Below are 23,737 nucleotides of genomic sequence, written 5' to 3'. Positions count from 1 at the left end.
CTATCTACCTTTCTAGCATGAAGCGTTTTAATTTAGATACAAACGGGAACTTAGTTTGTTTCTCTATGGAAATAGTATTTTGAACGTACTGATCAACTATATTATGAATCATACGGCTTACTTTAGAATGTTCATCATATGTAACAAATGGAATTTGTCTCGACACAGCCTTGGTTACAGTCCTATCATCAGGAAGAATACCTAATGGTTGTATCGACTTATTCAAAAATTGTTTCACCACATCTTGTAGTCTTTCCATCGTTTGTTCTCCTGCTTTTTGTGAATGAGCTCGATTCACTAATAGATAAATAGGCAAAGTTGTTTGCTTATTACTAATATGTTTTATCATCGCATATGCATCGGTTAGGGAGGTTGGCTCAGGAGTAGTTACTACAATACATTCGTTTGCTGCTAATATAAAATTTAAACTTTCATCGGTCACACCAGCGCCCATATCAAAGAAAATGTAATCATACCACTCAATGATTTCTTGAAGTTGACTAAAAAAGTATTCTGATTTCGATTCATTCAAATGAAATAGTTTCGAAAGACCTGACCCTGCCGCAATGTATGATAAGGAATTTGGACCAGTTTCAATTACATCGTAAATTGATAAGTGTTCCTCAAACATATCTACAATCGAATACTGCGGAGATAAGCCTAACAATATATCAATGTTTCCCATACCGATATCCAAGTCAAATATCAACACTTTCTTATTTTGTTTTGTAAGCGACAAAGCAAAATTTAAAGCGAAATTTGATTTCCCCACCCCACCTTTGCCACTAGCAATAGCAATCGTTTTAGCTTCTGAATGATTTTTTATACTATTCAACTTCTGCCTTAAATTATATGCTTGATCATTCATATGAGGGCTCACCAACTATCCTGTTTAAGATCTGATCAATTGATGCTTCTTTTATATCATCTGGTACGTTTTGCCCATTCGTCAAGTACGCCACACCTACTTTATGCTTAAGCACAAGTTCCAATATCCCTCCAAATTGAGCTGTTTCATCCACTTTAGTGAAAATTATTTTTTTTAATGGTACAGTTGAAAACTGTGAATAAATTTCTTCTAGATCCTGAACCTTAGAAGTTATTGATAATACAAGATAGGTTTCTAAATCCTCCGTAAAATCTACTACCTTCTGCAGTTCCCTCACATATTTTGGGTCTCTAAAGTTACGACCTGCTGTATCTACTAAAACGAGATCATAAGATTGGAAAGTTTCCCTGGCTTTTTTATAATCATCTAAGTTATAAGCTACTTCAATAGGGACATCCAAAATTTTGGCATATGTTTTCAGTTGATCTATGGCCGCAATCCGGAAAGTGTCTGTTGTTATAAAAGCTACTTTCTTATTATGTTTGAGAACAGCTTCCGCTGCAATTTTAGCTATAGTTGTCGTTTTACCTACACCAGTAGGACCAACAATATGAACAAATTGCTTTGAAAAATCAATCCCTCCAAGTGGAATGGATTGAAGATGATAATGCAATTCTTCACGAAGCCATTCAACTGCTCTCTGATCAGTCATCTCTTTCTGAGACAAATAATATTTTTCTACCAATGGGTCAATGAGCTCTTTAGAGGTTCGTTCTGATAATTCTTGGTTTAACAGTGTATCATAAAGTTTCTGCAATGGAGCAGGGTAAATTGTACTCTTCGTTGACTGATTCTCCAACAAAGTTCTGAGTTCTTGAATCTCTCTTTTGATATCATGGTTTTCTTTTTCATCAAAGTGCTGTTTATTTATATCTGACACTTGATCCTTATACGGTATGTTGCCTTGTACCTGGTTTGATTCATTACTTTGTTCTACTTTGGGTTGAGGGTCAAGGGCTGCAATCACTTGAATATTTGTTTTTCGAAATAAACCTAGAAAGCCTCCTTTTTGAACTTCCTTGGAATTTAAGATGACTGCATCCTTCCCTAATTCCTTTCGAACTTGACTCATGGCTTCGGGCATTGTTGGTGCTTCGAATTTTTTCACCTTCATGCTACATTCACCACCCCTACACTTTGGACTTCAACTGTTGGCTCTAACTCATTGTAAGATAAGACAACAACTTGAGGTAAGAAACGATCAAGCAATTGTTTTAGGTACATCCTAACAGCGGGGGAACATAAAACGATCGGGGTCTCCTCTTGTAAGGAGAGCTGTTCAACTTGCTGTGCAACAGATTGTACAATAGACTGCTGAGACTCTGGATCTAATGCTAAATAACTACCATGTTCAGTTTGTTGAACATGTTCAGCGATAGTCTTTTCAACCTTTCCTGACACGGTAATTACTTTAATAGAATCGTTTTCCTGTAAAAACTGATAAGTGATTTGTGTGGATAAAGACTGGCGCGCATATTCAGCAAGTAATTCAGTATCATTAGTCATCTTCCCAAAGTCAGCTAGCGTTTCAAATATAATGGGTAGATTCTTGATTGATATATTCTCTCTCAAAAGTTTGGATAGTACTTTTTGGATTTCTCCAACAGATAAAGGCTCTGGTGTGACTTCTTCTACTAAAATTGGATAAGATTCTTTCAAATGATCTATTAGTTGCTTCGTTTCTTGTCTCCCTAATAACATATGTGCATGTTGTTTAATTACTTCTGTTATATGTGTAGAGACAACAGATGGAGGATCTACCACGGTATATCCAAACATTTCGGCATCTTCTTTCGTCTCTTCTGTAATCCATTTTGCTGGTAGACCAAATGCAGGTTCCTGTGTGTCTATCCCTTCTACTGCATCATCTTCAACACCTGGACTCATTGCTAAGTAATGATCCAAAAGTAATTCACCTTTTGCGACCTCATTCCCTTTTACTTTTAATCGGTATTCATTGGGATTGAGTTGTATATTATCTCGAATTCGTACTGTGGGAATAACCAGCCCCAATTCAATTGCTAATTGTCTCCTTATCATGACGATTCGATCAAGTAAATCTCCTCCCTGACTTGCATCAGCAATCGGAATGAGAGCATAGCCAAATTCAAATTCTATCGGATCTGTACTAATTAAATTCACGACATTTTCTGGAGATTGCATTTCTGAACTTTCCTGTTCCTCTCCCTCATCTTCGTGAGGTACTTCTTGTTGTTCAGCAGTCCTTGAGAGATACCAGCCTCCAAACAACATAATCCCAGCTATAACGGTAGTAATAAGTATTGGAACAGGAGTTAAACCTAGCATAAAGATAGTTGCTCCTGCTATATAAAGAAGTTTAGGATACCGTAACATCTGGCCTGTTACGTCTGTCCCAAGATTGCCTTCTGAAGCTACACGAGTCACAGTAATACCAGTAGCCGTAGAAATAAGAAGGGCTGGTATTTGACTGACTAGCCCATCCCCGACGGTTAACCGCATGTATGTATCAATTGCTTCACTAAAGCCCATTCCTTTTTGAGTCATCCCAATAATGAGTCCAAATAATATATTAATAAGTACAATAATGATACCTGCAATGGCGTCACCTTTAACGAATTTACTGGCACCGTCCATAGCCCCATAGAAATCTGCTTCATTTTCAATTTTTTCTCTTCGTTGTTTTGCTTGTTGTTCAGAGATTAATCCAGCATTTAAATCTGCATCAATACTCATTTGCTTTCCTGGCATGGCATCTAATGTAAAACGCGCCGCTACTTCAGATACACGTTCAGCACCCTTTGTGATAACCAAGAATTGTATAATGACCAAGATGGAGAAGATTACAAACCCAACCAATGCACTATTTCCTGTAACAAATGTTCCGAATGTAGATACTACCCCACCCGCTTCTGCATTTGCGAGAATAGATCGAGTAGTAGAGACATTTAACCCTAACCTAAATAAAGTTAGAAGTAACAATAAGGAAGGAAAAATGGAAAACTCTAATGCTTCTGTTGTATTCATGGCCACTAATATCACCATTAGTGCGAGTGATATATTTATGAGTATAAAGACACTTAATAGTACAGGTGGCAGGGGAATAACTAGCATGACGATAATTAAAATAACTCCCACTAGTACCGATAAATCTCTTGCTGACATAGAATTCTCTCCCTATTACCTTAAGCTTTTTTTTGGATTCGGTAGACGTAAGCTAATATTTCTGCTACCGCTTGATAGAACTCTTCTCCAATGGCTTCATCAATTTCTGCAGTGTCGTACATGGCTCTTGCTAAAGGTCGATTTTCGACAGTTACGACATCATGTTGCTTAGCAATCTCCCGAATTTTCAAGGCTACATAATCGACTCCTTTAGCAACAACGTACGGTGCCTGTGCTTTTGATTCATCATACTTAATAGCAATTGCATAGTGTGTAGGATTTGTAATAACTACATCAGCCTCGGGCACTTCACTCATCATGCGTTGCTGGGACATTTGTCGTTGACGTTCTTTGATTTTAGATTTAATCTGTGGATCCCCTTCTATGTTCTTATGCTCATCCTTTACATCCTGTTTTGACATTCGAATGTTTTTTTCATGATCATAGCGTTGATATGTATAGTCTATAACAGAAAGTACGAGCAATAATAACGAAGCTGCCAGTCCCATTATGATAGTTGTTTGTCCAAAAAATGCTACTGCAGCTTCTAACCCTTTTTGAGACATCTCCATCATATCTTCCCGACGAAACCATAGAATTGAAAAGGTCACTGAGCCCACAAAGCCAATTTTCAACAACGACTTCACCAATTCAACTAATGCTCGAGCAGCGAATATTTTCTTTGCACCCTGTATGGGGTTTAATTTCTTCAAATCAATTTTTAAAGGCTCACCAGTAAACAACACTCCAATTTGCAAAAAGTTTGAAGCAACTCCAGCTAAAATCGCTATGCCCATAATAGGTGCTAAGGTGGTTGCCATTTCCATAGTTGATTCAAACATAATTTCATGAACAGTGTTTTGTGTTACCTCCCAGGTAATATACTCACTGAAGCTTTGTTCAAACAAAGTAGTAAAACGAGCTCTTAAGAAGCTACCAATTACAAAAAGGATTAAAAAAACTGCAAATAATAGAAGTGCTGTATTCACATCTTGACTCTTAGCTACTTGACCTTTTTTTCTGCTGTCTTCCCGCTTCTTAGGAGTAGCTTCTTCTGTTTTTTCTTGTGAAAAGAATTGTAAATCTAAACGAAGATGATTCATCAGGCACCTCCCATTATCCTCATTAGTCCTCTCATTGACATAAGCATCATTTCAAATATGTCTCTTACCAAAATCGTAAACATCCCAAATGAAATTAAAATAACAACAAAACTTACAAAGATCTTTAGTGGAAGACCAACTACAAACACGTTTAATTGTGGTACCGTCCTTGCCACTATTCCTAATGCGACGTCAACTAGAAATAAACAACCTACTATAGGAATTGCCATTTGAAAAGCTATGACGAACATCTGATTAAATGTATCAATTACAAAAGAAGCCATAGATTGATTTGAAAAGCCTACATCTAGACTTTCTATAGGTATAAGTTCGTAGCTGTAGAAGACTCCATCAATTAACATGTGATGTGCATTAACTGCCAACAAAAATAGTAATGTTACTGTATAAAGATATTGGCCAATTAGTGGGCTTTGAACTCCTGTTCTAGGGTCAATTACGTTTGCAATTGCAAAACCCATTTGAAAGTCAATAAAACCTCCGGCAATTTGGATGGCTGCTAATACGAGATATGCAATAAAACCAATTGCTAATCCAACCAGTGTCTCTTTAAGCAATAAGATGTAAAAGGTCCCATCAATTGTTATTTCTGGTATATCAATTGTGTAATACATAATCCATGCCAAGAAGAAGCTGAATCCTACTTTATGCTGTGTTGGGACATTTTTATAAGAAAAAATGGGTATGGTTACAAAAAAAGCAGTAACTCTAACAAAGATTAATAGAAAAGCTGGTAATTTATTTATGTCGATAAACTCTAGCATCTCTTACCCTACAAATTGATTCAGATTATTAAAGATACCTGCAGCAAACTCTACCATTTTCGATAACATCCACGGCCCAAAGAATACTAAGCCGCCCATAACAGCTACAATTTTAGGGATAAAGGCAAGCGTCTGTTCTTGTATTTGTGTCGTTGCCTGGAAGATGGATACAAGTAGCCCAACAGACAAAGCTAAAATTAGTAATGGACCTGTTACAATAAGCACTGTATAAATTCCTCGCTCTGCTAATGCAATTACAAACTGACTATTCATATAAGGGGCCTCCTTCCTAGAATTCTAAAATCCTTCAAGCAATGAATGAGAAATGAGGTACCAACCATCTACTAAAACGAAAAGCAAAATTTTAAAAGGTAAGGAAATCATGACCGGTGGTAACATCATCATACCCATTGACATGAGGACACTTGCCACTGCCATATCAATCACCAGAAATGGTATAAATATCATAAAACCCATTTGAAATGCTGTTTTCAATTCACTTATAGCAAAAGCTGGAACCAATGTTGTAATGGGAATCTCTTGGATCGTATCAGGTCTCTCCATCTCTGTATAATTCATAAAGAGAGCCAAATCCTTTTCCCTAGTATGAGTGGCCATGAATTCTTTCATAGGTTCACTTGCACGTTCGTATGCCTCATCCAATGTAATTTCTTCATTAAAAAGAGGTGTTAGAGCCTCTTCGTTAACTTCCTGAAATATAGGCCCCATGATAAAGAACGTAAGAAACAACGCTAAACCTATTAATACTTGATTAGGGGGCATTTGTTGTGTAGCAAGTGACGTTCTTACAAAAGATAATACAATTAGAATTCTAGTAAAAGATGTCATCAAGATTAATATACTAGGTGCTAGAGACAGTATCGTTAACAGAAGTAGAAGTTTAACAGATGTAGCAACATTGGTCGGATCTGAGTTGGAGAATACATCTATAAATTCATTCATCTGAATCCTCTTTCTGCTTTTGGTGCTGATCCATCACTTTCTTCCTTTTTTGCTTTAACGAATTCAGCTCAGATTGGAATAACTGTTGAAATTGTACAGATGAACTAGAGGACTGTTTACCCTCTTTTTCTGACTGTTGTTTCGTTTTCGGAATAACATTAGCAAGTATGGAACTTGGTGAATAACTCACTTGATCATTCTGTTGATGGAAAGCTTGAATCGTTTTTTCATCGGTGATTTCTGTTAAGAGTTCCACATTATCTCCTACTCCAACTGCGTAATATTGCTCTCCGATGCGCACCACTTGAAGCGATTTATTTTGACCTAAAGAAACGCCACCAATATTCTCAAGCGTTTTGACATTTTGAAATATTTTGTTTCGTTTATTTACAAATTTCAACAACCCATAGATAAGCGCTACAATAAATAAAACAGCAAATACAAGCTTAACGATTTGCCAACCTAAAGATGGACTGTCACTAGAACTCTGCTCAGGGGAAGGAGTTGATGGTTCCTCTTCCCCTTGTTCGTTTGGGTTATTGTTGTCTTGACATTTTTCAGGGTTATAGGCGCAATCAACACTTTTAGAACCTGCATGTATGTGTTCTAAAGGAACTATTGTTAGTGTGATACAAACTATTAAAACCCTGAGGATTGTTTGAAGCTTCATAATTCCCCTACTCTTATCCTAATGCTTTTTTGATTGCTTCTAATACACGATCGGCCTGGAATGGCTTAACTATAAAGTCCTTAGCTCCAGCTTGGATAGCATCAATAACCATTGCTTGTTGCCCCATTGCTGAACACATAATAATTTTTACATTAGGATCCATGCCTTTAATTTCTTTTAACGCTGTGATCCCATCCATTTCTGGCATTGTGATATCCATCGTGATCAAGTCAGGATTTAGTTCTTTATACTTCTCAATTGCTTGATTTCCATCTTGAGCTTCTCCTACAACTTCAAATCCATTTTTCGTTAGAATGTCTTTGATCATCATACGCATGAATGCTGCATCATCTACTATTAGAATTTTACTTGCCATGATAATTCCCCCTATATTGGTATTGATTTATTGGATTCGCTTTAAGCGATCTTTTTGACTTAATATGTCTGTTACTCGTACACCGAAGTTTTCATCAATAACTACAACTTCACCTTTAGCAATTGGTTTATCGTTTACTAGAATATCAACTGGTTCTCCAGCTAATTTGTCAAGCTCTACGACTGAACCTGAGGAAAGCTCTAAAATTTCTTTAATCGTTCGTTTGGTTCGTCCCAGCTCAACGGTAACTCGTAACGGAATATCCAATAGCATATCTAAATTGCGTTGTTCATTCTGTGGTAAATCTACTTGATCAAAGCTACTAAAAGCGGCTGATTGTATGGTTGACTCCGCACCACCTTGCATACCACCCAAGTATTGCGGTCCTTGTGTAGATTGTGGAGCTGATTGCCCTTGTGGTGAAGATTGGTATGTCGAATCGGTTTGAGATTGATTCCCTGCATTATTTTGCACTGGATTTGGATTACTGGACGTTTGGGAAATTTGCGATTCAGATTCTTTTGCCATTTCTGGTTGATCTAGTTGGTTTCCACCCTGCTCTTCTGGTGGGTTAAGTAATTGATCAACGAGTTGTTTTGCAAATTCAACAGGTAAAAGTTGCATAATGTTTGAATCGATTAAGTTTCCAACTTTAAGCTGGAAGGAAACCTTTACGAGTACATCCTTTTCAGGAATTGTTTCTGTACCTTCACCCTGTTGCACATCTAATAAATCAATGGTTGGTGGCGAGATATCTACTCGTTTATTAAACACTGTCGACATACTAGTTGCCGCAGAACCCATCATTTGATTCATAGCTTCTTGTACTGCACTTAAGTGAATATCGTTCATTTCTTCAGATGGAGCTGTGCCATCTCCACCTAACATTAAATCAGCGATAATTGCTGCATCTGTTTGCTTAATAACCAATAAATTCATACCAGAGAAGCCTTCTGTATATGTAACTTGAATTGCTACATTCGGTTGTGGAAACTCATCTGATAACTTATCTTGTTCAACCATTGAAATGGTTGGGGTAGTTATATCCACTTTATGATTTAACAAACTTGATAAAGCTGTTGCAGAACTACCAAACGAGATATTCCCAATTTCACCTAATGCATCTTGCTCTAATGTTGACAAGTAATCTTCCACAGGGGGTTGCTGGCCTGCTTGATTCTGTTCACTTGTATCTTCATCTGCTGTACCTTTCAACAACGCATCGATTTCATCCTGAGAAAGCATATCATCACTCATCATCATCGTCCCCCCCTTTGTATTCTTCTAGAACTTGGACAGCCACTTTCTTCTTCGATTCTCCAGGCTGCACAAGGAATTTCGTTTCATTATCTACTTTTAATGATAATGGGTCATCTATGTTTTGGTTTAACTGGATGACATCATCTGGAGCTAGTTGTAAGAATTGTTCTATGGTCATCGAGGATTCACCAAGAATAGTCTTCATCTCAACTTCAGCTTTTTGAATATTCTTCGTTAATGCTTCATACTCACCTGGCTCACGTTCTTTCGTTTCTGTTTGCATCCAATAATGAACGGATAGTTTTGGAATAATAGGCTCTAATACAACATGAGGTATACATATATTAATCATACCGCTAGAATCTCCTATCTCCGTGTTTAATGAAATGACAACTACCGTTTCATTCGGAGAAACCATTTGTAAAAATTGAGGGTTTACCTCAAACTCATCAAGCTCAGGGTCAATATCTACTACGGAACTCCAGGCTTCTTGTAAGTTATCAATCGTCTTTTCAAATAATTGTGACATGATTTTTGTTTCAATCTCTGTTAAGTTCTCAACTTTATTAACACTAACTCCTCTTCCTCCTAGGACACGATCAAGCATTGCATATGCAATATTTGGATTTGCTTCTAAGAGGATTCGACCATCTAAAGGTGCTACAGAAAAAATGTTTAGGATAGTCATCTTAGGTATCGATCGAATAAATTCTTCATATGGAATTTGATCCACAGAGGCTACCGAAATTTGTACATATGTTCGAAGCTGTGCAGAAAAAAACGTTGTTAACAATCTAGCAAAGTTTTCATGTATCCGCGATAGACTTCTAATTTGGTCTTTTGAAAAGCGGAGGGCACGCTTAAAATCGTACACCTTCACTTTTTGCTCTTTTTCTTCTTTTTTTAAATCATCTGCGTCCATTTCCCCAGTAGATAAAGCAGATAGTAAAGCATCGATTTCATTCTGGGAAAGAACCTCTTCAGCCAAAAAACGTCACCTCCATTCAGGCGTATCATATATTCATTACTGCAATACTTTCTTGATTGTGTAGACGTCCGTAACTTTTCCTTCTGCTAATAATTCGTTCAAACGTAACTTCAGCATGCTTTCCAGGTTAGCCACTCCTGATTTGAATTCATTCTCTTCCATCTTAGAAAGTTCTTTAATTAAAATATTTTTTAATTGGAAATCACGTTTCTGTAATTCCTCTTTGGCATCCTTGCCAGTAGTTACAATTCGAAATTGTATTCGAACAAAACGGTCATTTTTCAAATCAGTCGTTAGCTCTTCTGTCTCAAAGGAATTCTCAACGATTTGATCGATTGTAGGATTTGCATTCGCATCTTCTTTACCCGAAGTATTTAAAACCAATATAAGAGCTACAATACCAACTATCGTTATCACGACCAAGACAGTGACCATAGACTTAAATAACCTTGAACTCAAGAGGATCCCTCCTCATTATCATTTTGAACCCCTACTAATCCAATTTGTCGATAAAATTGTTTCACTTGCGAAATGACTTCTGCATCTGTTTCTTTTACAATAACTTTCTTCCCGTTATTTAATGTAATTGTGGTAGCAGGCAAACGTTGAACTTGCTCTATGTATATAGCATTCAATGTAAACCGGTCACCGTTTAACTTGGTTAATGCAATCATATGTAAAAGGAGAAAGAGAACAACATAAAAGTGATGTTCTCCATCCCCACACCCTCCTCTATATTAACGTTTTAGATTGACGAGCTCTTGGAGGATTTCGTCAGAAGTCGTAATAATACGAGTGTTAGCTTGGAAACCACGTTGAGCTGTAATCATTTCCGTGAACTCTCCACCTAGGTCAACGTTAGACATTTCGAGTGCGCCAGAGACCATTGTACCTCTACCGCCAGTACCTGGAGCTTCAAGATCAGGCGCGCCGTTATTGGCGTTATTTGTCATCCTGAACATATTAGAGCCTACTTTTTCTAAACCGGCTGGGTTTGCAAATTGAGCAAGTCCTACTGTTCCAGCTTCATCTGGGTTACCTGCATCATTTATATAAGAGACCGTACCATTTGATTGGACACTAAAACTTTTAGCATCTGATGGAATCGTAATATTATTTCCATCGGTGTCAGCTAAATATTGACCATTATTATTTACTATAGCTCCTGATTGATCTAAATAAAAATTACCTGACCTTGTGTAAAATGTTTCTGTTCCTTCTGTAACAGCGAACATACCATCACCTTCTATTGCAAGGTCTAAAGGACGATTGGTGGTTTGACGATTACCTTGAGTGTGGATATTGTCAATCGAACCTAGCTGAGAACCAAGCCCTACTTGTGAAGGGTTTTTACCCCCTAAGTTTCCAGCTGGCTCCTGAGCAGCACTTACGGTTTGACTCATCATATCTTGAAACGTTACTCGTCCTTTTTTATAGCCAGATGTATTCACATTGGCAATGTTGTTACCAATCACATCTAATTTTTGTTGCATACCCTTCATTCCGGAAATACCTGCATACATTGAACGTAACATAAGGTTATTCAATCCTTTCAAATTGTAATAATAGAGCTGCTTCAATCAGTCCGCAGCTTGTAGGCCTCCCGTAGGTCCAGCCTGATCTTCCATTAAAATTGTTCCATTTATATTCGTAAATATTTGCGATGCGGCTTCATTGCGATCCATTGCTGTAATGACAGTATCATTTTTGGCGCTCACTACTAATGCTGCATCTTTAGTTACTACTAATGACTCTGTTACTCCTTTTGCTTTCGCTTCCTTTACTTTTGATGAAATTGTTTCCCATACATGATCTTGTATGTGAATGTTTCGTTCTTGTAACCTTGTCCGCGCATGCTTGCTAATTGTTAAACTTTCAACTTCTTTTTGAAGAACTTGTTGAAAAGACGCAGAATTACTTGAGGAAACATTCGTATTCTTTGTTTTTGGAAGCTGTAAGGGTTGGTGCTGTAACTGATGGATTCTTGGATCCATGATACCCCTTCTTTCTTATTCACTCGCCTCAAGGCTAACTCTAGTGATAGCATTCGTACTAATTCGATCACCATTCGCTAATTCAAGCTCAATCTTCTCTCCTTTTTTAGAGACGGCTGCTACCTCACTGGTTTCACTTCCTGTTGTCCCATTTTCATTTGAGAATTCATAGGAAACTTGTTTGCCTATCATATTGCTATACTTAACAACAGGTGCTTCGGATTGAGCTTCTGTAAGTTTTTGAATAGCATCAGACATGTTCGTCATTTGTTCTAATGTTGAAAAGCTTGTCATTTGAGAAATAAACTCTTTATCTTTCATTGGACTAGTAGGATCTTGGTTTTGAAGCTGAGTCATCAAAATCTTAAGAAAATCATCTTTTCCAAGTGTAGCACTCTTCGATTCTTGGGACTTGGTTTGGTTTTGGGTTTGTGTTTGTAAATATAATGAGGGATCAATACTAGGCATTGCATTCACCTACACTTTCTCATTCATTAATAAGTCATGGAAACTCATATTCTCTGAGTCTTCTTCATGCTCCTCCTCAGTCTCAAAAGCAGACTGGAAGTTTTCAGATTGTTCCTCTTCTTTATCAGCTTGTTCCTTATCTAGTAAATGGCTTTCTTGGGTAGAAGTTAATTGGTCATGCTTCTCAATTTGTACTTGGCTAGGTGAGAACATGTGACGAAGCTGTTGAAGATTTCCTTCTAGCATTTCTTTTGCTGCCTGTGAAGTCACCATAATTTTCACCATCATCTCGCCATTTTGTTGAGTCATCTTCACCATCATATCTCCCAATTGAGATGGATTTAACTTAATAGATAGTTGAGAACTCCCTTTATGAATGGAAAACTTACTGCGATTCATGACCTTTTGAAACTCTTCTACTAGTTGTTTCTGCATATTCTCATTAGACTGAGATCCATTTAACTTAATAACCATTTGTTCTTGTTTAGACATTGGAACCATATCAGAAGAGCTAAATTGTGGTGGAGATGCTTTTACATTTTGTTGTTCTTGTTGTGTTACTTTTGAGCCTTCTGTATTCATTCGTTGCCATGCGCTTCTAATCCAATTTGCAAACTCGTTTCGTGTTACCGTAGCGTTTTGACCATATTGATTCTGATTTGCTAAGGAACTACGTTTCCTAAGATTAGATAATGCTTGCTGCCATGACTCCAGTGCCTTACTTGAAACACCTTCTTGCTTTAGTTGCTGCACCATTAGATTGGAAGCTTGTGTTTGAGATTTGTCTAATTGTATCCATTGTTTTGCTATTTCAAAGAGTTTCTTCTCTAGTGTAGTCATTTGACTTTTAGTTAGTTGCGCTTCCTGATCAAGCTTTTGAAGGGTTGTGGTTAATTCCTGAACTAGTTTGTCCATAGCTTTGTTCGATCCCGATTTAATAGGAGACGTAACATTAGATTGCAGCGTATCTAAATGATTTAGTAAACTATTTGCAATCTGGGTATTACCCTTCATTGATTGTTGTTGTATTTGGTTAATTTGAGCTTCAATAACAGAACCTTTTTGCGTTTCCCCATAAGTAGGATTAGCTTGGAACCAGGATTGAACTGTTATCAATTGGATAGTAGCATTGCTAGATTCACTCGAGTCCATTGCATTAATGATAGAAAGAATAGATTGGTTATTTTCAAACATACCCACAATTTCTTCTTGTTGTTGGTTAGAAAGTGTTGACCATATTTCACTATTTTTTAAATTTGAAAGCATACTTACGTTTAACATTTGATCTTCTTTGGGTATGGTAGATAAGAATTGTTTTACATTATTTAATAACGACTTTACCTTTTCTGAAAATGGAGTAGATGAAACTAGCTCTGAAAGCCCCTTTTGTAATTCTGACTTTGAATCACTATTCTTCAATACTGCTTGAATTGCCGTGCTAAAACTCTTACTAGAATCACTCTTGACGGATTGATTAATAACTTGTTTTAGCGGGCTTTTTGATTGACTGATTACTTGAGACAACATCATTACGTTATTACTCATATTTTTCACCCCCTTTCAAAGGATAATGGAATACTCTGATTAAGGTGCACCACTATTAACTAATGCATTTGTGAATGAAGCAGCCTGTTCAGGGCTCATGTTAGCGAAAATGTTTCCCCGCTCTTCATCTGGTATTTCCTGTAGTATAGAAACAGCAGTGGACTGATCTAGTTGTGCAATAATTGGGGCTGCTTTTTCGGCATCCATCTCTTTAAATGAAGAGGACATATTTTTCATTATTTCGGCTCGTTGTTTATCTGACTTTGATTTTTCATTTAATTGGTTCGTTAGCTCTTCAATTTGTTGGTTAAGCTCTTCAATAGTTTGGTCTTTCTGTGTAATAGTCCCTTGTAACTGTTGAATTTGGGCTTTTTGATCTTGAACAGTTGCTTGCAGCTCAGCAGATTGTGGTTCTTGCTTTTCTTGAGTTTGTTCAGAAGACACCATCGATGAGATTACTGGAATCTTTCCACCATACTCTTGAACCTTTTGAAACACATTCACACCACCTATAGTCATAACTATCAAAGCGAAGGTAATCGCAAACAATAATGGAATAAGGATAACGAACACGAACCACTGGAATTTATTTGTTTTTTTTGTTTCTACTTGGTTGTATTCCTGTTGTGCCATTAAACTCACCTATTCCCTTGACTTATAAACTGTTGCATAGATAACTCATCCATGTGTTTCTTTTCATTTTCCATTAGTAAAGAATGAAGATTATGCTCTTTTCTATCAATGATTTTTTCATATTTCTTCATTTCTACATGAGCACTCGTTAATTCTTCTTGTTTGGTCTCCATTTGATTTCGAGCTTTTTGAACGGAAGACTGCATTTGAGAAATCTGTTTATCTAGTTGTTCTATATAATTAAACGTCATATGTAGATCAGTAACTTGAGTATTATGCTGTAATTGATGATGGTAATATTCCTCAGCTTGTTCCTTCTTCTTTAAAAGCTCATACATTTTGGTTGCAACTTGTTCAAACTCTTCTACTGATTCCTGGTACACTTTGTGAGCTACGTTTTTATCTGTTTCTTTAATTTGGAGTAACTTATGAAACGTTGCAATGTCCGCCACTATTCATCACTCCCCTCGACCTACTAGCTTCAGTAATTGACTTACTGCCTCGTCATGTTTAACTTCTTCCTCTGTTCCCTGTTTCAAGAATGAAATAATACTTGGGTGATACTGTATTGCTTGGTCTACATCTCTGGATGTGCCTTTCTTGTATGCACCAATTTGAATGAGCTCCTGATTTTCCTCATAAGTCGCTAGCATAGACCTTAGTTCATTTGCTGCTTCTTGATGTTGTGTGGATGTAATTTGCTTCATAACACGACTGATTGATTTCAGAATATTTACTGCTGGAAACTGCCCTTGCTCTGCAAGTTTTCGATCTAAAACAAAATGTCCATCTAATATCCCTCTAACTGTATCTGATATTGGTTCATTCAAATCGTCACCATCCACAAGAACTGTATAAAATGCTGTAATAGTTCCTAAATGATTAGTGCCTGTACGTTCTAATAACTTAGGTAAAATTGCAAATACACTTGGCGTGTACCCTTTGGTTGTTGGTGGCTCACCAGTAGCCAGTCCCACTTCTCTTTGTGCCATGGCTACCCTTGTAACAGAATCCATCATTAAATTTACATTAAAGCCAAGATCTCGAAAGTATTCACTAATCGCCGTGGCAGTATAGGCTCCCTTTATGCGCATTAGAGCAGGTTGGTCTGAAGTAGCAACTACCACAATCGATTTCTTTAACCCCTCAGGACCTAAGTCTTTCTCGATAAATTCCTTTACTTCTCGACCACGTTCACCAATTAACGCAATCACATTAATATCTGCACCACTGTTACGTGCAATCATCCCCATTAACGTACTCTTCCCAACACCACTACCAGCAAAAATACCTATTCGTTGACCTTTCCCAACAGTTAAAAGAGTATCAATTAATCGTACACCTACTTGAATTGGCTCATGAATCCTAGGTCTAGACAATGGGTTAGGGGGCGATTGATCAGTAGGATACATTTCAAGTCCTTTCGGTAATTGCATGTCTTCATACAAAGGACGTCCTAATGAATCAATTACTTGTCCAATTATCCCTCTTCCTATTTTGATTTGTAATGGGTCACCAGTAGATTCGACTAGACATCCAGGAGCTATGTCTGTTATTTCGGAATACGGCATAAGGAGAACATTCTCGTTGTGAAACCCAACGACTTCAGCTAAAATTTGTTGCCCTTTTTTGGGACTAGAATGAATAATACATACTTCTCCAACACTTGCTTCTGGACCTTTGGATTCAATCATAAGCCCTACAACTCTATGAATTTTCCCGTACCTTTTAAAGGTATCAAGATGAGGAATTTCTTCAGTAAGTTGATTCATTCTCACTGGCTTTGGCCTCCTCTAATAATTCAAGCAATTTCGTCCGCAGTTCTTGTAATTGACTGTCGATACTAGCATCTACTCTGCCAAATGGTGATTCAGCATAGCATTGATAAGAAGTTAAATTATGCTTCGGATAAATAGACAAGTCCGCCTGATTGTCTACAACCATTTGTAATTCTGTTTTTTGTGACAGGACTTGTTCATATTGATCAGGATGTACATAAATGGATAATTGGCCTTGTTCTTTCACTTCTTCTATAAGAGAACGTACAATTTCTACAAATTGATAAGGTTCCTCATGTAATTTCTTGTTTAAAATCTTAGAGGCAGAAGCAATTCCTAATTGAAGTATTGTTTCTTCACTTTCTTCCACTCGATGCTTATAATCTTGCTCTGCACGAGCTGTTATAGACTGCGCATGTTGAATAAGAGATTCATATTCCGATTCTGCTTCCACTTTACCTTCTGCAAATCCATCTTTATAAGCATCTTCTTTTACTTGCTTAATCAACTCTTGCTTTTCTTGTTCCCAGTTACTTTTTTGTTGCTCGATATCCGTCTGCGCTTCTGCAATCAGTTGTTGTGCTCTCTCTTCAGCTTGTTTTAACGTTTCTTCTGCTTGAAGAAATGTTTCTTCTGCTTGTTGCTTAACCTGATCAGCATGTTCTTGTGTTACTTCAACCTCATCATTAGTTGTAATAGTTTGGCTTGGAGGTTGAGTGTTGATTGGCTTTAATCCAATTACCTTTTTCGAGTTAGACAATAATATCGTCACCCCCGCCTCGAGCAATTACAATTTCACCAACATCTTCTAATCTTCGTATGACAGCAACTATCCTAGACTGGCTTTCTTCCACATCTTTGAGTCTCACAGGACCCATATACTCCATCTCTTCTTTAAATGTTTCCGCCATTCGATTAGACATATTATTGAATACTACTTCTTTGACTTCTTCACTAGCTACTTTTAGGGATAACATAAGATCTTCATTTTCAACTTCTCTGATAACACGCTGAATTGCGCGATTATCTAAAGTAACAATATCTTCAAATACAAACATGCGCTTTTTAATTTCTTCTGCCAGTTCTGGGTCTTGGATTTCTAAAGAATCTAATATTGTTCTTTCAGTGCTTCGGTCTACTCCATTCAGTACCTCCACAACCGCTTCAATACCACCAGTTTGTGTGTAGTCTTGAGTGACTGTTGTAGATAGTTTTCGTTCCAAAATTTGTTCAACTTCACTAATGACTTCTGGCGATGTGGAATCCATAATAGCAATTCTTTTCGCAATGTCAGCCTGCATTTCTTGTGGTAGCTCTGATAGAATTTGAGCTGATTGCTCAGAGTCTAAATAAGAAAGGACTAATGCAATAGTCTGTGGATGTTCATTTTGAATAAAGTTTAGGATTTGTGCTGGATCAGCTTTTCGAGCAAAATCAAATGGTCTTACTTGTAACGAGGACGTCAGTCTATTGATTAGATTGGAAGCCTCAGATTCTCCTAAAGCTTTTTCAAGCACTGTTTTCGCATAGCCAATTCCACCTTGTGAAATGTAATCTTGCGCTAATGCTATCTGATGAAATTGATCTAAAATTTGCTCTTTTTGTTCTGGTTCTACTTTTTTAACGGATGATATTTCTAAAGTAAGTTTTTCTATTTCTTCTTCTGTTAGGTGTTTGTATACTTGTGCTGATACATCAGGCCCAAGAGATATGAGTAACACAGCAGCCTTCTGCTTGCCTGTAATCTCATTCTTCTGCTTCGCCATAAACGCTTCCTCCTAGTCTTCTGCAATCCACGATCTAAGAAGTTTTGCAAAATCTTCCGGTTTATCCTTAGCCATACGTTCTAGTTGCTTTCGACGTAAAGATGCTTCGGTTTCTTGTTCCTCCTCAATATCAGGTATTGATACTGGTGTTTCTTCCACATATTCTTCCTTCACAGCTTTCTTCTTGTTCCCCTTCACTAACATCCAAATTAACGTAGCAATGATAACTAGGAGAACTCCCCCAACAGCATATAGCCATGTAGGAATAACTGGTGTAGATGGACCTTCAAATTGAGGTTGTCCATTAAATTCTTCAAAGACAACAGAAATCTTGTTAGATGGTTCTATCTCTCCATATTCTTCAGAAACAGATGTTTGCACTATAGAACTCAAGATAGACGTAACACTCTCAGTTACAGTATTTTGTTCTTGTGTACTCAATGTTTCTGCAGTTTCTGCGTTTTCCGTTTGTGCTTTACTATTATCAACGGCTACTTGAATGCCTAAATCTCGAAGCTTGTAAGGACTTTCCACAATATTACGTTGAATACGGTTATATTCATTGTTAATCGTTTCTTTCATCATTTCATAATCGCCGTCACCTTCACCGTCAGCTGTATCATAGTTCGGTACATCTTCTTCCCCTGTTCCAGGTGTACCCCCTACTGGTGGATTTCCTGTATAGGTTTCTGTGATTCTCTCAACACTGACTGGTAATCCTTCTTCACCGTCAGCTGAGCTTGGCTGTACGAGGTTTTCGGTGCGGTTTTCTTTTGTAAAATCTACATCGGCAGTTACAGATACCACGACTTTATCTCTACCTATCATCATCCCTAGCATTTTTTGTACACGTTGTTGAATATCTCGTTCTATATCTTTCTTTATCCCTTGTTGATATTCGTACGTATTACCTGATGCCATATTTCCTTCATTTTCTAAGTCGTAATATGTAAAGGATTGATCTGTAATGACGATATTATCTGTAGAAAGGTTCGGCACTGATTTTGAAACTAAGTTATATAAGGATTTAACTTTACTCTGATCTATTTGGTAGCCACCTTCTCTTTGGATAACTACTGATGCAGAGGCTTGTTGCTGCTGTTCTCCTACAAAAACAGATTCTTTAGGTTTATTAATCATTACTTTTGCATCTCGGATACCATCAATACTTGAAATTAACGTTGATAATTCTGTTTGCATCGCATCTAATTTAATGACATCAAATTCATTGTCTGTCATTCCCCACGATGTATTAGCACTAAAAAAGGAGTAGTCAATGTTTCCGCTATTTGGTAGTCCTTGTGCTGCTAAATCAACTAATAAAGAATCCACTTGTTCTTGTGGAACTAGTACACTTTGTCCTCCACTAGATATTTCATACTTAATGTTCCTCGTGTCGAGTTCTTCTTTAATTTGACCTACCTCTTGCAGTGATAGATTACTATATAGAGGTACCATTTTGGTATTGGAAGCAAACGCACTCACTCCAATTATTAAAACAAACAAACCAATAATTGCACCAATCATGACACTTTTTTGAGCGAGAGTACGGCTTTGCCAAAATGTAGTTACCTTTTCTCTATAAAGTTGTAGCTTTTCTCTCATAATAGCCCCCGTCGTCAAAAACGTTCTTAATCATGCCTTTAAGACATGATCATACTTGCATTCTTGATATTTCTTTATATGCATCGATGACCTTCCCCTGTACCTGAACAGCTGTTTGTAAAGTTACACTAGATTTCTGAGCTGTAACCATTACTTCATGGAGGTTATCAACGTCACCTTTTGCGAGTTTTTCTGTCATTTGGTTCGATGTTACTGATGCTTTATTAACATTGTTGATTGCATTTTTCAGGCTATCAGCAAATGCTGATTGCACTTCAGCTGGAGATGCTTTTGTTTTGGTTGCTTCTGTTTGTGGTTGTAGTTGTTGTAGGGAAGAAATCGAGGCTCCCATATTGTTCATGTCTAATCCCCCTCTTATTATCTACCAATTTCCAATGCTTTCATAAGCATGCTTTTATTAGCATTCATTGCCGTTACATTTGCTTCATATGATCGAGTAGCACTCATTAGATCAACCATTTCTTTTAGTGGATCAACATTTGGCATAGCTACATATCCCTCGTCATTTGCATCTGGATGATTAGGATTGTACATCATCTTGAAAGGTTCTGGGTCTTCTTTAATATCAGTAACTTCAACACCCTGTGCTGTATTAGATGAGGAACCCATCGCACTTTGTAAATGAGACTGAAATGATTGACCATTCGGTTGGAATGTTACTGTCTTTCTTCGATAAGGTTGCCATTGACCATCCTCGGTCTGGGAGGCTCTAGTTGTTTCGGCATTTGCCAGATTGGAAGATACAACATCCATTCTTAAGCGTTGCGCTGTAAGTGCACTGGCACTTGCATTTAGTCCATTAAATATCCCCATTATTATTGACCACCTTTCAGAACGCTTTGAAGGCTTCTGAACTTACCATTCAGCCGATCTACTAAAGCTTGATAATAGATTTGATTTTTCGCTAAGTCTGACATTTCTTTATCCATATCAACGTTATTACCATTGTGGTTATAAGACGTATTTGAATTTGTTACTACTTTATAGGATTTACCCTCAGAGCTGCTAAAAGGTATGTGTTTTTCATTGGTGCGTTTCGTTTGTATGGAGCTGTTTACTTCACTTGCTAAAACATCCTTAAAAACCACATTTTTTGACTTAAAATTAGGGGTATCGACATTTGCTATGTTATTGGTAATTGTTTGATTCTTTTTTGATGCGTAGTTCATGGAGTTTTCTAACGCTTGAAATGTGCTCCCAAAGAGTTTCATTTTCCCCCTCCTTTTTAACCAAATTATTAAGTAGTGAGACCTAGTTTCTACGGTAATTGTAAGAAATACAAGACTGAATGTCTATGAGATTAATTCCCTATTTAACCTATATTTCTACAAATTTCTTGTAAATACTAGACTATTTACCTACATACAAACCTTGACGTCAAGTGAGATTTTACGACAATTTTCGCATTCCGGTTACATTTTTCCAACTAGGTATTATTATGACACATATGGCATCTAAAAGAAATGTACTATGTGTAAAGATTTTTTTAAGACCCCCAAAAAAAATATCCCTTCTCGAATGGAGAAGGGATATTTTTCCTCATATCTAGTTCAAACGCATGTTTTGTAATTCGTGTAGAAATTTGTCGTTTAATACCTTAATATACGTTCCTTTCATTCCAAGAGAACGTGATTCGATAACACCAGCACTTTCTAATTTACGCAATGCATTCACAATTACTGAACGTGTAATACCTACACGGTCCGCTATCTTACTTGCAACTAGCAAACCTTCATTGCCTTCAAGTTCTTCAAAAATATGCTCAATTGCTTCTAATTCACTATAAGATAAGGAACTAATAGCCATTTGTACTACAGCTTTACTACGTGCCTCTAACTCGATTTCTTCTGCTTTTTCATGAAGAATTTCCATACCCACCACTGTGGCTCCGTATTCTGCAAGTAATAAGTCATCCTCGTTAAAGCTTTCTGTTATACGACTTAAGATTAACGTTCCTAAACGTTCTCCACCACCGATTATAGGGACAATCGTGGTTAATCCGTTCTTAAACAAATCACGGTTCTCCACTGGAAACGCAGTGAATTCGCTATTAATATCAATATTGGACGTTGTTTCTTTAATGTTAAATAAATTTTGAGTGTATTCTTCAGGGAATTGGCGTTGCTCTAGCATATTCTTCATACGTTCATTTTCAATTTCCTGCTTAATTGCAAAACCTAATAACTTACCTCTACGACTTAAGATAAATGTATTTGCACCAATCGTATCCCTTAGTGTTTCTGACATATCATTAAAATTCACTGATTTGCCTGTTGTTGTTTGTAGCATCGCATTAATATTACGTGCTCGCTCTAATAATTTCATAGTGATCCTCCTGTTCTGACTTAGCTATAGAATAAATTGACTTAAATCTTTATTTTTCGCAATCGAAGCTAATTTGTCGTCTACATAGGTTTTAGTGATTTCAATTGTTTCCATATTGACATCAGGTGCTTCAAAAGATAAGTCTTCTAATAGCTTTTCTAAAATGGTGTGTAAACGACGAGCTCCTATGTTATCTGTATCCTGATTTACTTCAAACGCTACTTCTGCAAGTCTAGTTACAGCTTCGTCAGAAAATTCAACATTTATACCTTCAGTTTCTAGAAGTGCTTTATATTGCTTTAACAAAGCATTAGAAGGTTCCGTTAAGATATTGACAAAGTCTTGTACCGTTAGTTTCTCTAATTCTACGCGAATAGGAAAACGACCCTGAAGCTCAGGTATAAGGTCTGATGGCTTTGACATATGAAATGCCCCAGCAGCAAAGAAGAGAATATGGTCTGTTTTTACTGGTCCATACTTAGTTGTGACTGTAGAACCTTCTACAATCGGAAGTATATCACGTTGAACCCCTTCACGAGATACATTAGCCGATTGTTCACTTTGACCAGCTACCTTATCAATCTCATCAATGAAAATCATGCCAGATTGCTCTACTTTCGTCACAGCTTCTTGAGAAACCTCATCCATATCAATCAGTTTTTGTGCCTCGGATTGAGTAAGTACTTTACGAGCTTCAGCAACAGTCAAACGACGCTTCTTTGTCTTCTTGGGCATGAATTGACTAAATGCATCTTGCATGTTCATCCCCATCTGTTCCATACCCGAGCCTTGTAACATATCAAACATAGAAGGTTGTTGTTCATCTAGTTCAACTGTAACCATATGATCCTCAAGTTCCCCCATAGCAAGTTGCTGTGCTCTACGTTTTCGTTTTTGCTCAATATCTTGCTCTTCTTGGGTTGTTTCTTGTTGATTTTGATCTTGTTGCTGATTGAAGAACATTTCTAATGGGTTTTTAAAATTGTTTTGTTTTTTCTTTTCCGGAACCAATAACTCTACTATTCGTTGGTTAGCCATCTCTTCAGCACGATCTTTCACACCTTCCATTTTCTCTTCTTTCACCATTCGTACTGAAGTTTCCATTAAATCACGAATCATTGATTCTACATCTCGGCCAACATAGCCTACTTCCGTAAACTTTGTTGCTTCTACTTTTATAAAAGGTGCTCCTACTAGCTTAGCTAAACGGCGAGCAATTTCTGTTTTCCCTACTCCTGTAGGGCCAATCATTAATATGTTTTTAGGGACAATTTCTTCCTTAAGTTTATCATCAAGTTGCATACGTCGATAACGGTTACGTAAAGCAATCGATACTGATTTCTTGGCATTATTTTGGCCAATTATATATTGATCAAGTTTTTCCACGATTTGACGTGGAGTAAGATTATCAGACATATTTACGTCCT

At 37.2% G+C, this 23,737-nt stretch carries 28 protein-coding genes; all 28 read right to left on the bottom strand.

The features are described from left to right. Positions 1 to 4: 4 nt before the first annotated feature. Positions 5 to 868, bottom strand: coding sequence for a MinD/ParA family protein (locus tag N782_RS03880; protein WP_036816401.1), 864 nt, complete (start codon positions 866 to 868; stop codon positions 5 to 7). After that, positions 861 to 2,003: a flagellar biosynthesis GTPase FlhF gene (gene flhF, locus N782_RS03875; RefSeq protein WP_036816398.1), complete on the bottom strand. Its 1,143-nt coding sequence runs from the start codon at positions 2,001 to 2,003 to the stop codon at positions 861 to 863. The genes N782_RS03880 and flhF overlap by 8 nt, the downstream gene beginning before the upstream one ends. After that, a complete protein-coding gene (gene flhA, locus N782_RS03870) occupies positions 2,000 to 4,033 on the bottom strand; it encodes a flagellar biosynthesis protein FlhA (protein ID WP_036816397.1) in 2,034 nt (677 codons plus the stop codon). Before flhA ends, flhF begins: the two co-directional genes overlap by 4 nt. Positions 4,034 to 4,053: 20 nt before the next feature. Then, on the bottom strand, positions 4,054 to 5,136 hold the full coding sequence (gene flhB / locus N782_RS03865; RefSeq protein ID WP_036816395.1) for a flagellar biosynthesis protein FlhB: 1,083 nt from the start codon (positions 5,134 to 5,136) through the stop codon (positions 4,054 to 4,056). After that, positions 5,136 to 5,918, bottom strand: coding sequence for a flagellar biosynthetic protein FliR (gene fliR / locus N782_RS03860; protein WP_036816393.1), 783 nt, complete (start codon positions 5,916 to 5,918; stop codon positions 5,136 to 5,138). The genes flhB and fliR overlap by 1 nt, the downstream gene beginning before the upstream one ends. A 3-nt stretch (positions 5,919 to 5,921) precedes the next feature. After that, positions 5,922 to 6,191, bottom strand: coding sequence for a flagellar biosynthesis protein FliQ (fliQ, locus tag N782_RS03855; protein WP_036816391.1), 270 nt, complete (start codon positions 6,189 to 6,191; stop codon positions 5,922 to 5,924). A gap of 24 nt (positions 6,192 to 6,215) precedes the next feature. Continuing rightward, positions 6,216 to 6,881 carry a flagellar type III secretion system pore protein FliP gene (fliP, locus tag N782_RS03850; protein ID WP_036816390.1) on the bottom strand — a complete coding sequence of 222 codons (666 nt, stop codon included), beginning with the start codon at positions 6,879 to 6,881 and terminating at the stop codon, positions 6,216 to 6,218. Continuing rightward, a complete protein-coding gene (locus N782_RS03845; RefSeq protein ID WP_052111160.1) occupies positions 6,874 to 7,551 on the bottom strand; it encodes a flagellar biosynthetic protein FliO in 678 nt (225 codons plus the stop codon). The genes fliP and N782_RS03845 overlap by 8 nt, the downstream gene beginning before the upstream one ends. Positions 7,552 to 7,564: 13 nt before the next feature. Beyond that, a complete protein-coding gene (locus tag N782_RS03840) occupies positions 7,565 to 7,927 on the bottom strand; it encodes a response regulator (RefSeq protein ID WP_036816387.1) in 363 nt (120 codons plus the stop codon). 27 nt (positions 7,928 to 7,954) lie between these two features. Continuing rightward, positions 7,955 to 9,187 (bottom strand): flagellar motor switch phosphatase FliY, encoded by a 1,233-nt coding sequence (fliY, locus tag N782_RS03835; RefSeq protein WP_036816384.1) that lies wholly within the window; start codon positions 9,185 to 9,187, stop codon positions 7,955 to 7,957. Continuing rightward, a complete protein-coding gene (gene fliM / locus N782_RS03830) occupies positions 9,177 to 10,175 on the bottom strand; it encodes a flagellar motor switch protein FliM (protein ID WP_036816382.1) in 999 nt (332 codons plus the stop codon). The genes fliY and fliM overlap by 11 nt, the downstream gene beginning before the upstream one ends. A 36-nt stretch (positions 10,176 to 10,211) precedes the next feature. Further along, complete coding sequence (gene fliL / locus N782_RS03825; protein WP_237582526.1) at positions 10,212 to 10,634, bottom strand: flagellar basal body-associated protein FliL; 423 nt, start codon at positions 10,632 to 10,634, stop codon at positions 10,212 to 10,214. After that, positions 10,631 to 10,849 carry a flagellar FlbD family protein gene (locus tag N782_RS03820; RefSeq protein WP_036816380.1) on the bottom strand — a complete coding sequence of 73 codons (219 nt, stop codon included), beginning with the start codon at positions 10,847 to 10,849 and terminating at the stop codon, positions 10,631 to 10,633. Before N782_RS03820 ends, fliL begins: the two co-directional genes overlap by 4 nt. A gap of 63 nt (positions 10,850 to 10,912) precedes the next feature. Continuing rightward, on the bottom strand, positions 10,913 to 11,710 hold the full coding sequence (gene flgG, locus N782_RS03815) for a flagellar basal body rod protein FlgG (RefSeq protein ID WP_036816478.1): 798 nt from the start codon (positions 11,708 to 11,710) through the stop codon (positions 10,913 to 10,915). A 45-nt stretch (positions 11,711 to 11,755) separates the two neighbouring features. Beyond that, entirely contained in the window at positions 11,756 to 12,169 is a 414-nt protein-coding gene (locus tag N782_RS03810; protein ID WP_052111159.1) for a TIGR02530 family flagellar biosynthesis protein, read from the bottom strand. Between the two features lie 15 nt (positions 12,170 to 12,184). After that, positions 12,185 to 12,637 (bottom strand): flagellar hook assembly protein FlgD, encoded by a 453-nt coding sequence (flgD, locus tag N782_RS03805; protein ID WP_036816378.1) that lies wholly within the window; start codon positions 12,635 to 12,637, stop codon positions 12,185 to 12,187. Positions 12,638 to 12,646: 9 nt separating this feature from the next. Continuing rightward, positions 12,647 to 14,182, bottom strand: a complete 1,536-nt coding sequence (locus tag N782_RS03800) for a flagellar hook-length control protein FliK (RefSeq protein WP_036816375.1) — start codon at positions 14,180 to 14,182, stop codon at positions 12,647 to 12,649. Positions 14,183 to 14,221: 39 nt separating this feature from the next. Then, complete coding sequence (locus N782_RS03795) at positions 14,222 to 14,815, bottom strand: MotE family protein (RefSeq protein ID WP_036816373.1); 594 nt, start codon at positions 14,813 to 14,815, stop codon at positions 14,222 to 14,224. A 5-nt stretch (positions 14,816 to 14,820) separates the two neighbouring features. Further along, the gene (gene fliJ / locus N782_RS03790; protein WP_036816370.1) at positions 14,821 to 15,267 is read right to left on the bottom strand and encodes a flagellar export protein FliJ; all 447 of its coding nucleotides are present in this window, start codon (positions 15,265 to 15,267) and stop codon (positions 14,821 to 14,823) included. A gap of 6 nt (positions 15,268 to 15,273) precedes the next feature. Continuing rightward, the gene (gene fliI, locus N782_RS03785) at positions 15,274 to 16,587 is read right to left on the bottom strand and encodes a flagellar protein export ATPase FliI (protein ID WP_036816475.1); all 1,314 of its coding nucleotides are present in this window, start codon (positions 16,585 to 16,587) and stop codon (positions 15,274 to 15,276) included. After that, the gene (fliH, locus tag N782_RS03780; RefSeq protein WP_036816367.1) at positions 16,571 to 17,353 is read right to left on the bottom strand and encodes a flagellar assembly protein FliH; all 783 of its coding nucleotides are present in this window, start codon (positions 17,351 to 17,353) and stop codon (positions 16,571 to 16,573) included. The genes fliI and fliH overlap by 17 nt, the downstream gene beginning before the upstream one ends. After that, entirely contained in the window at positions 17,346 to 18,359 is a 1,014-nt protein-coding gene (gene fliG / locus N782_RS03775) for a flagellar motor switch protein FliG (protein WP_036816365.1), read from the bottom strand. The genes fliH and fliG overlap by 8 nt, the downstream gene beginning before the upstream one ends. 12 nt (positions 18,360 to 18,371) lie before the next feature. Further along, on the bottom strand, positions 18,372 to 19,964 hold the full coding sequence (gene fliF, locus N782_RS03770) for a flagellar basal-body MS-ring/collar protein FliF (RefSeq protein WP_036816362.1): 1,593 nt from the start codon (positions 19,962 to 19,964) through the stop codon (positions 18,372 to 18,374). Between the two features lie 49 nt (positions 19,965 to 20,013). After that, on the bottom strand, positions 20,014 to 20,316 hold the full coding sequence (gene fliE / locus N782_RS03765) for a flagellar hook-basal body complex protein FliE (protein ID WP_036816473.1): 303 nt from the start codon (positions 20,314 to 20,316) through the stop codon (positions 20,014 to 20,016). Between the two features lie 26 nt (positions 20,317 to 20,342). Continuing rightward, positions 20,343 to 20,798, bottom strand: a complete 456-nt coding sequence (flgC, locus tag N782_RS03760) for a flagellar basal body rod protein FlgC (RefSeq protein ID WP_036816355.1) — start codon at positions 20,796 to 20,798, stop codon at positions 20,343 to 20,345. A gap of 2 nt (positions 20,799 to 20,800) precedes the next feature. Next, positions 20,801 to 21,196, bottom strand: a complete 396-nt coding sequence (gene flgB / locus N782_RS03755; RefSeq protein ID WP_036816352.1) for a flagellar basal body rod protein FlgB — start codon at positions 21,194 to 21,196, stop codon at positions 20,801 to 20,803. 334 nt (positions 21,197 to 21,530) lie between these two features. Next, positions 21,531 to 22,310 carry a GTP-sensing pleiotropic transcriptional regulator CodY gene (gene codY, locus N782_RS03750; protein WP_036816349.1) on the bottom strand — a complete coding sequence of 260 codons (780 nt, stop codon included), beginning with the start codon at positions 22,308 to 22,310 and terminating at the stop codon, positions 21,531 to 21,533. A gap of 24 nt (positions 22,311 to 22,334) precedes the next feature. Beyond that, positions 22,335 to 23,726 carry an HslU--HslV peptidase ATPase subunit gene (gene hslU / locus N782_RS03745; protein WP_036816347.1) on the bottom strand — a complete coding sequence of 464 codons (1,392 nt, stop codon included), beginning with the start codon at positions 23,724 to 23,726 and terminating at the stop codon, positions 22,335 to 22,337. Between the last annotated feature and the right edge of the window lie 11 nt (positions 23,727 to 23,737).

It is taken from the genome of Pontibacillus yanchengensis Y32 (assembly GCF_000770635.1).
GTDB classification, from domain to species: domain Bacteria; phylum Bacillota; class Bacilli; order Bacillales; family BH030062; genus Pontibacillus; species Pontibacillus yanchengensis.
This window is presented reverse-complemented; position numbering and strand designations above follow the sequence as displayed.

Coding starts and splice junctions, on each gene's coding strand:
- N782_RS03880 (WP_036816401.1), bottom strand. CDS start 868: ATGAATGATCAAGCATATAATTTAAGGCAGAAGTTGAATAGTATAAAA.
- flhF (WP_036816398.1), bottom strand. CDS start 2,003: ATGAAGGTGAAAAAATTCGAAGCACCAACAATGCCCGAAGCCATGAGT.
- flhA (WP_036816397.1), bottom strand. CDS start 4,033: ATGTCAGCAAGAGATTTATCGGTACTAGTGGGAGTTATTTTAATTATC.
- flhB (WP_036816395.1), bottom strand. CDS start 5,136: ATGAATCATCTTCGTTTAGATTTACAATTCTTTTCACAAGAAAAAACA.
- fliR (WP_036816393.1), bottom strand. CDS start 5,918: ATGCTAGAGTTTATCGACATAAATAAATTACCAGCTTTTCTATTAATC.
- fliQ (WP_036816391.1), bottom strand. CDS start 6,191: ATGAATAGTCAGTTTGTAATTGCATTAGCAGAGCGAGGAATTTATACA.
- fliP (WP_036816390.1), bottom strand. CDS start 6,881: ATGAATGAATTTATAGATGTATTCTCCAACTCAGATCCGACCAATGTT.
- N782_RS03845 (WP_052111160.1), bottom strand. CDS start 7,551: ATGAAGCTTCAAACAATCCTCAGGGTTTTAATAGTTTGTATCACACTA.
- N782_RS03840 (WP_036816387.1), bottom strand. CDS start 7,927: ATGGCAAGTAAAATTCTAATAGTAGATGATGCAGCATTCATGCGTATG.
- fliY (WP_036816384.1), bottom strand. CDS start 9,187: ATGATGAGTGATGATATGCTTTCTCAGGATGAAATCGATGCGTTGTTG.
- N782_RS03820 (WP_036816380.1), bottom strand. CDS start 10,849: ATGATTGCATTAACCAAGTTAAACGGTGACCGGTTTACATTGAATGCT.
- flgG (WP_036816478.1), bottom strand. CDS start 11,710: ATGTTACGTTCAATGTATGCAGGTATTTCCGGAATGAAGGGTATGCAA.
- N782_RS03810 (WP_052111159.1), bottom strand. CDS start 12,169: ATGGATCCAAGAATCCATCAGTTACAGCACCAACCCTTACAGCTTCCA.
- flgD (WP_036816378.1), bottom strand. CDS start 12,637: ATGCCTAGTATTGATCCCTCATTATATTTACAAACACAAACCCAAAAC.
- N782_RS03800 (WP_036816375.1), bottom strand. CDS start 14,182: ATGAGTAATAACGTAATGATGTTGTCTCAAGTAATCAGTCAATCAAAA.
- N782_RS03795 (WP_036816373.1), bottom strand. CDS start 14,815: ATGGCACAACAGGAATACAACCAAGTAGAAACAAAAAAAACAAATAAA.
- fliI (WP_036816475.1), bottom strand. CDS start 16,587: ATGAATCAACTTACTGAAGAAATTCCTCATCTTGATACCTTTAAAAGG.
- fliG (WP_036816365.1), bottom strand. CDS start 18,359: ATGGCGAAGCAGAAGAATGAGATTACAGGCAAGCAGAAGGCTGCTGTG.
- fliF (WP_036816362.1), bottom strand. CDS start 19,964: ATGAGAGAAAAGCTACAACTTTATAGAGAAAAGGTAACTACATTTTGG.
- fliE (WP_036816473.1), bottom strand. CDS start 20,316: ATGGGAGCCTCGATTTCTTCCCTACAACAACTACAACCACAAACAGAA.
- flgC (WP_036816355.1), bottom strand. CDS start 20,798: ATGGGGATATTTAATGGACTAAATGCAAGTGCCAGTGCACTTACAGCG.
- flgB (WP_036816352.1), bottom strand. CDS start 21,196: ATGAAACTCTTTGGGAGCACATTTCAAGCGTTAGAAAACTCCATGAAC.
- codY (WP_036816349.1), bottom strand. CDS start 22,310: ATGAAATTATTAGAGCGAGCACGTAATATTAATGCGATGCTACAAACA.
- hslU (WP_036816347.1), bottom strand. CDS start 23,726: ATGTCTGATAATCTTACTCCACGTCAAATCGTGGAAAAACTTGATCAA.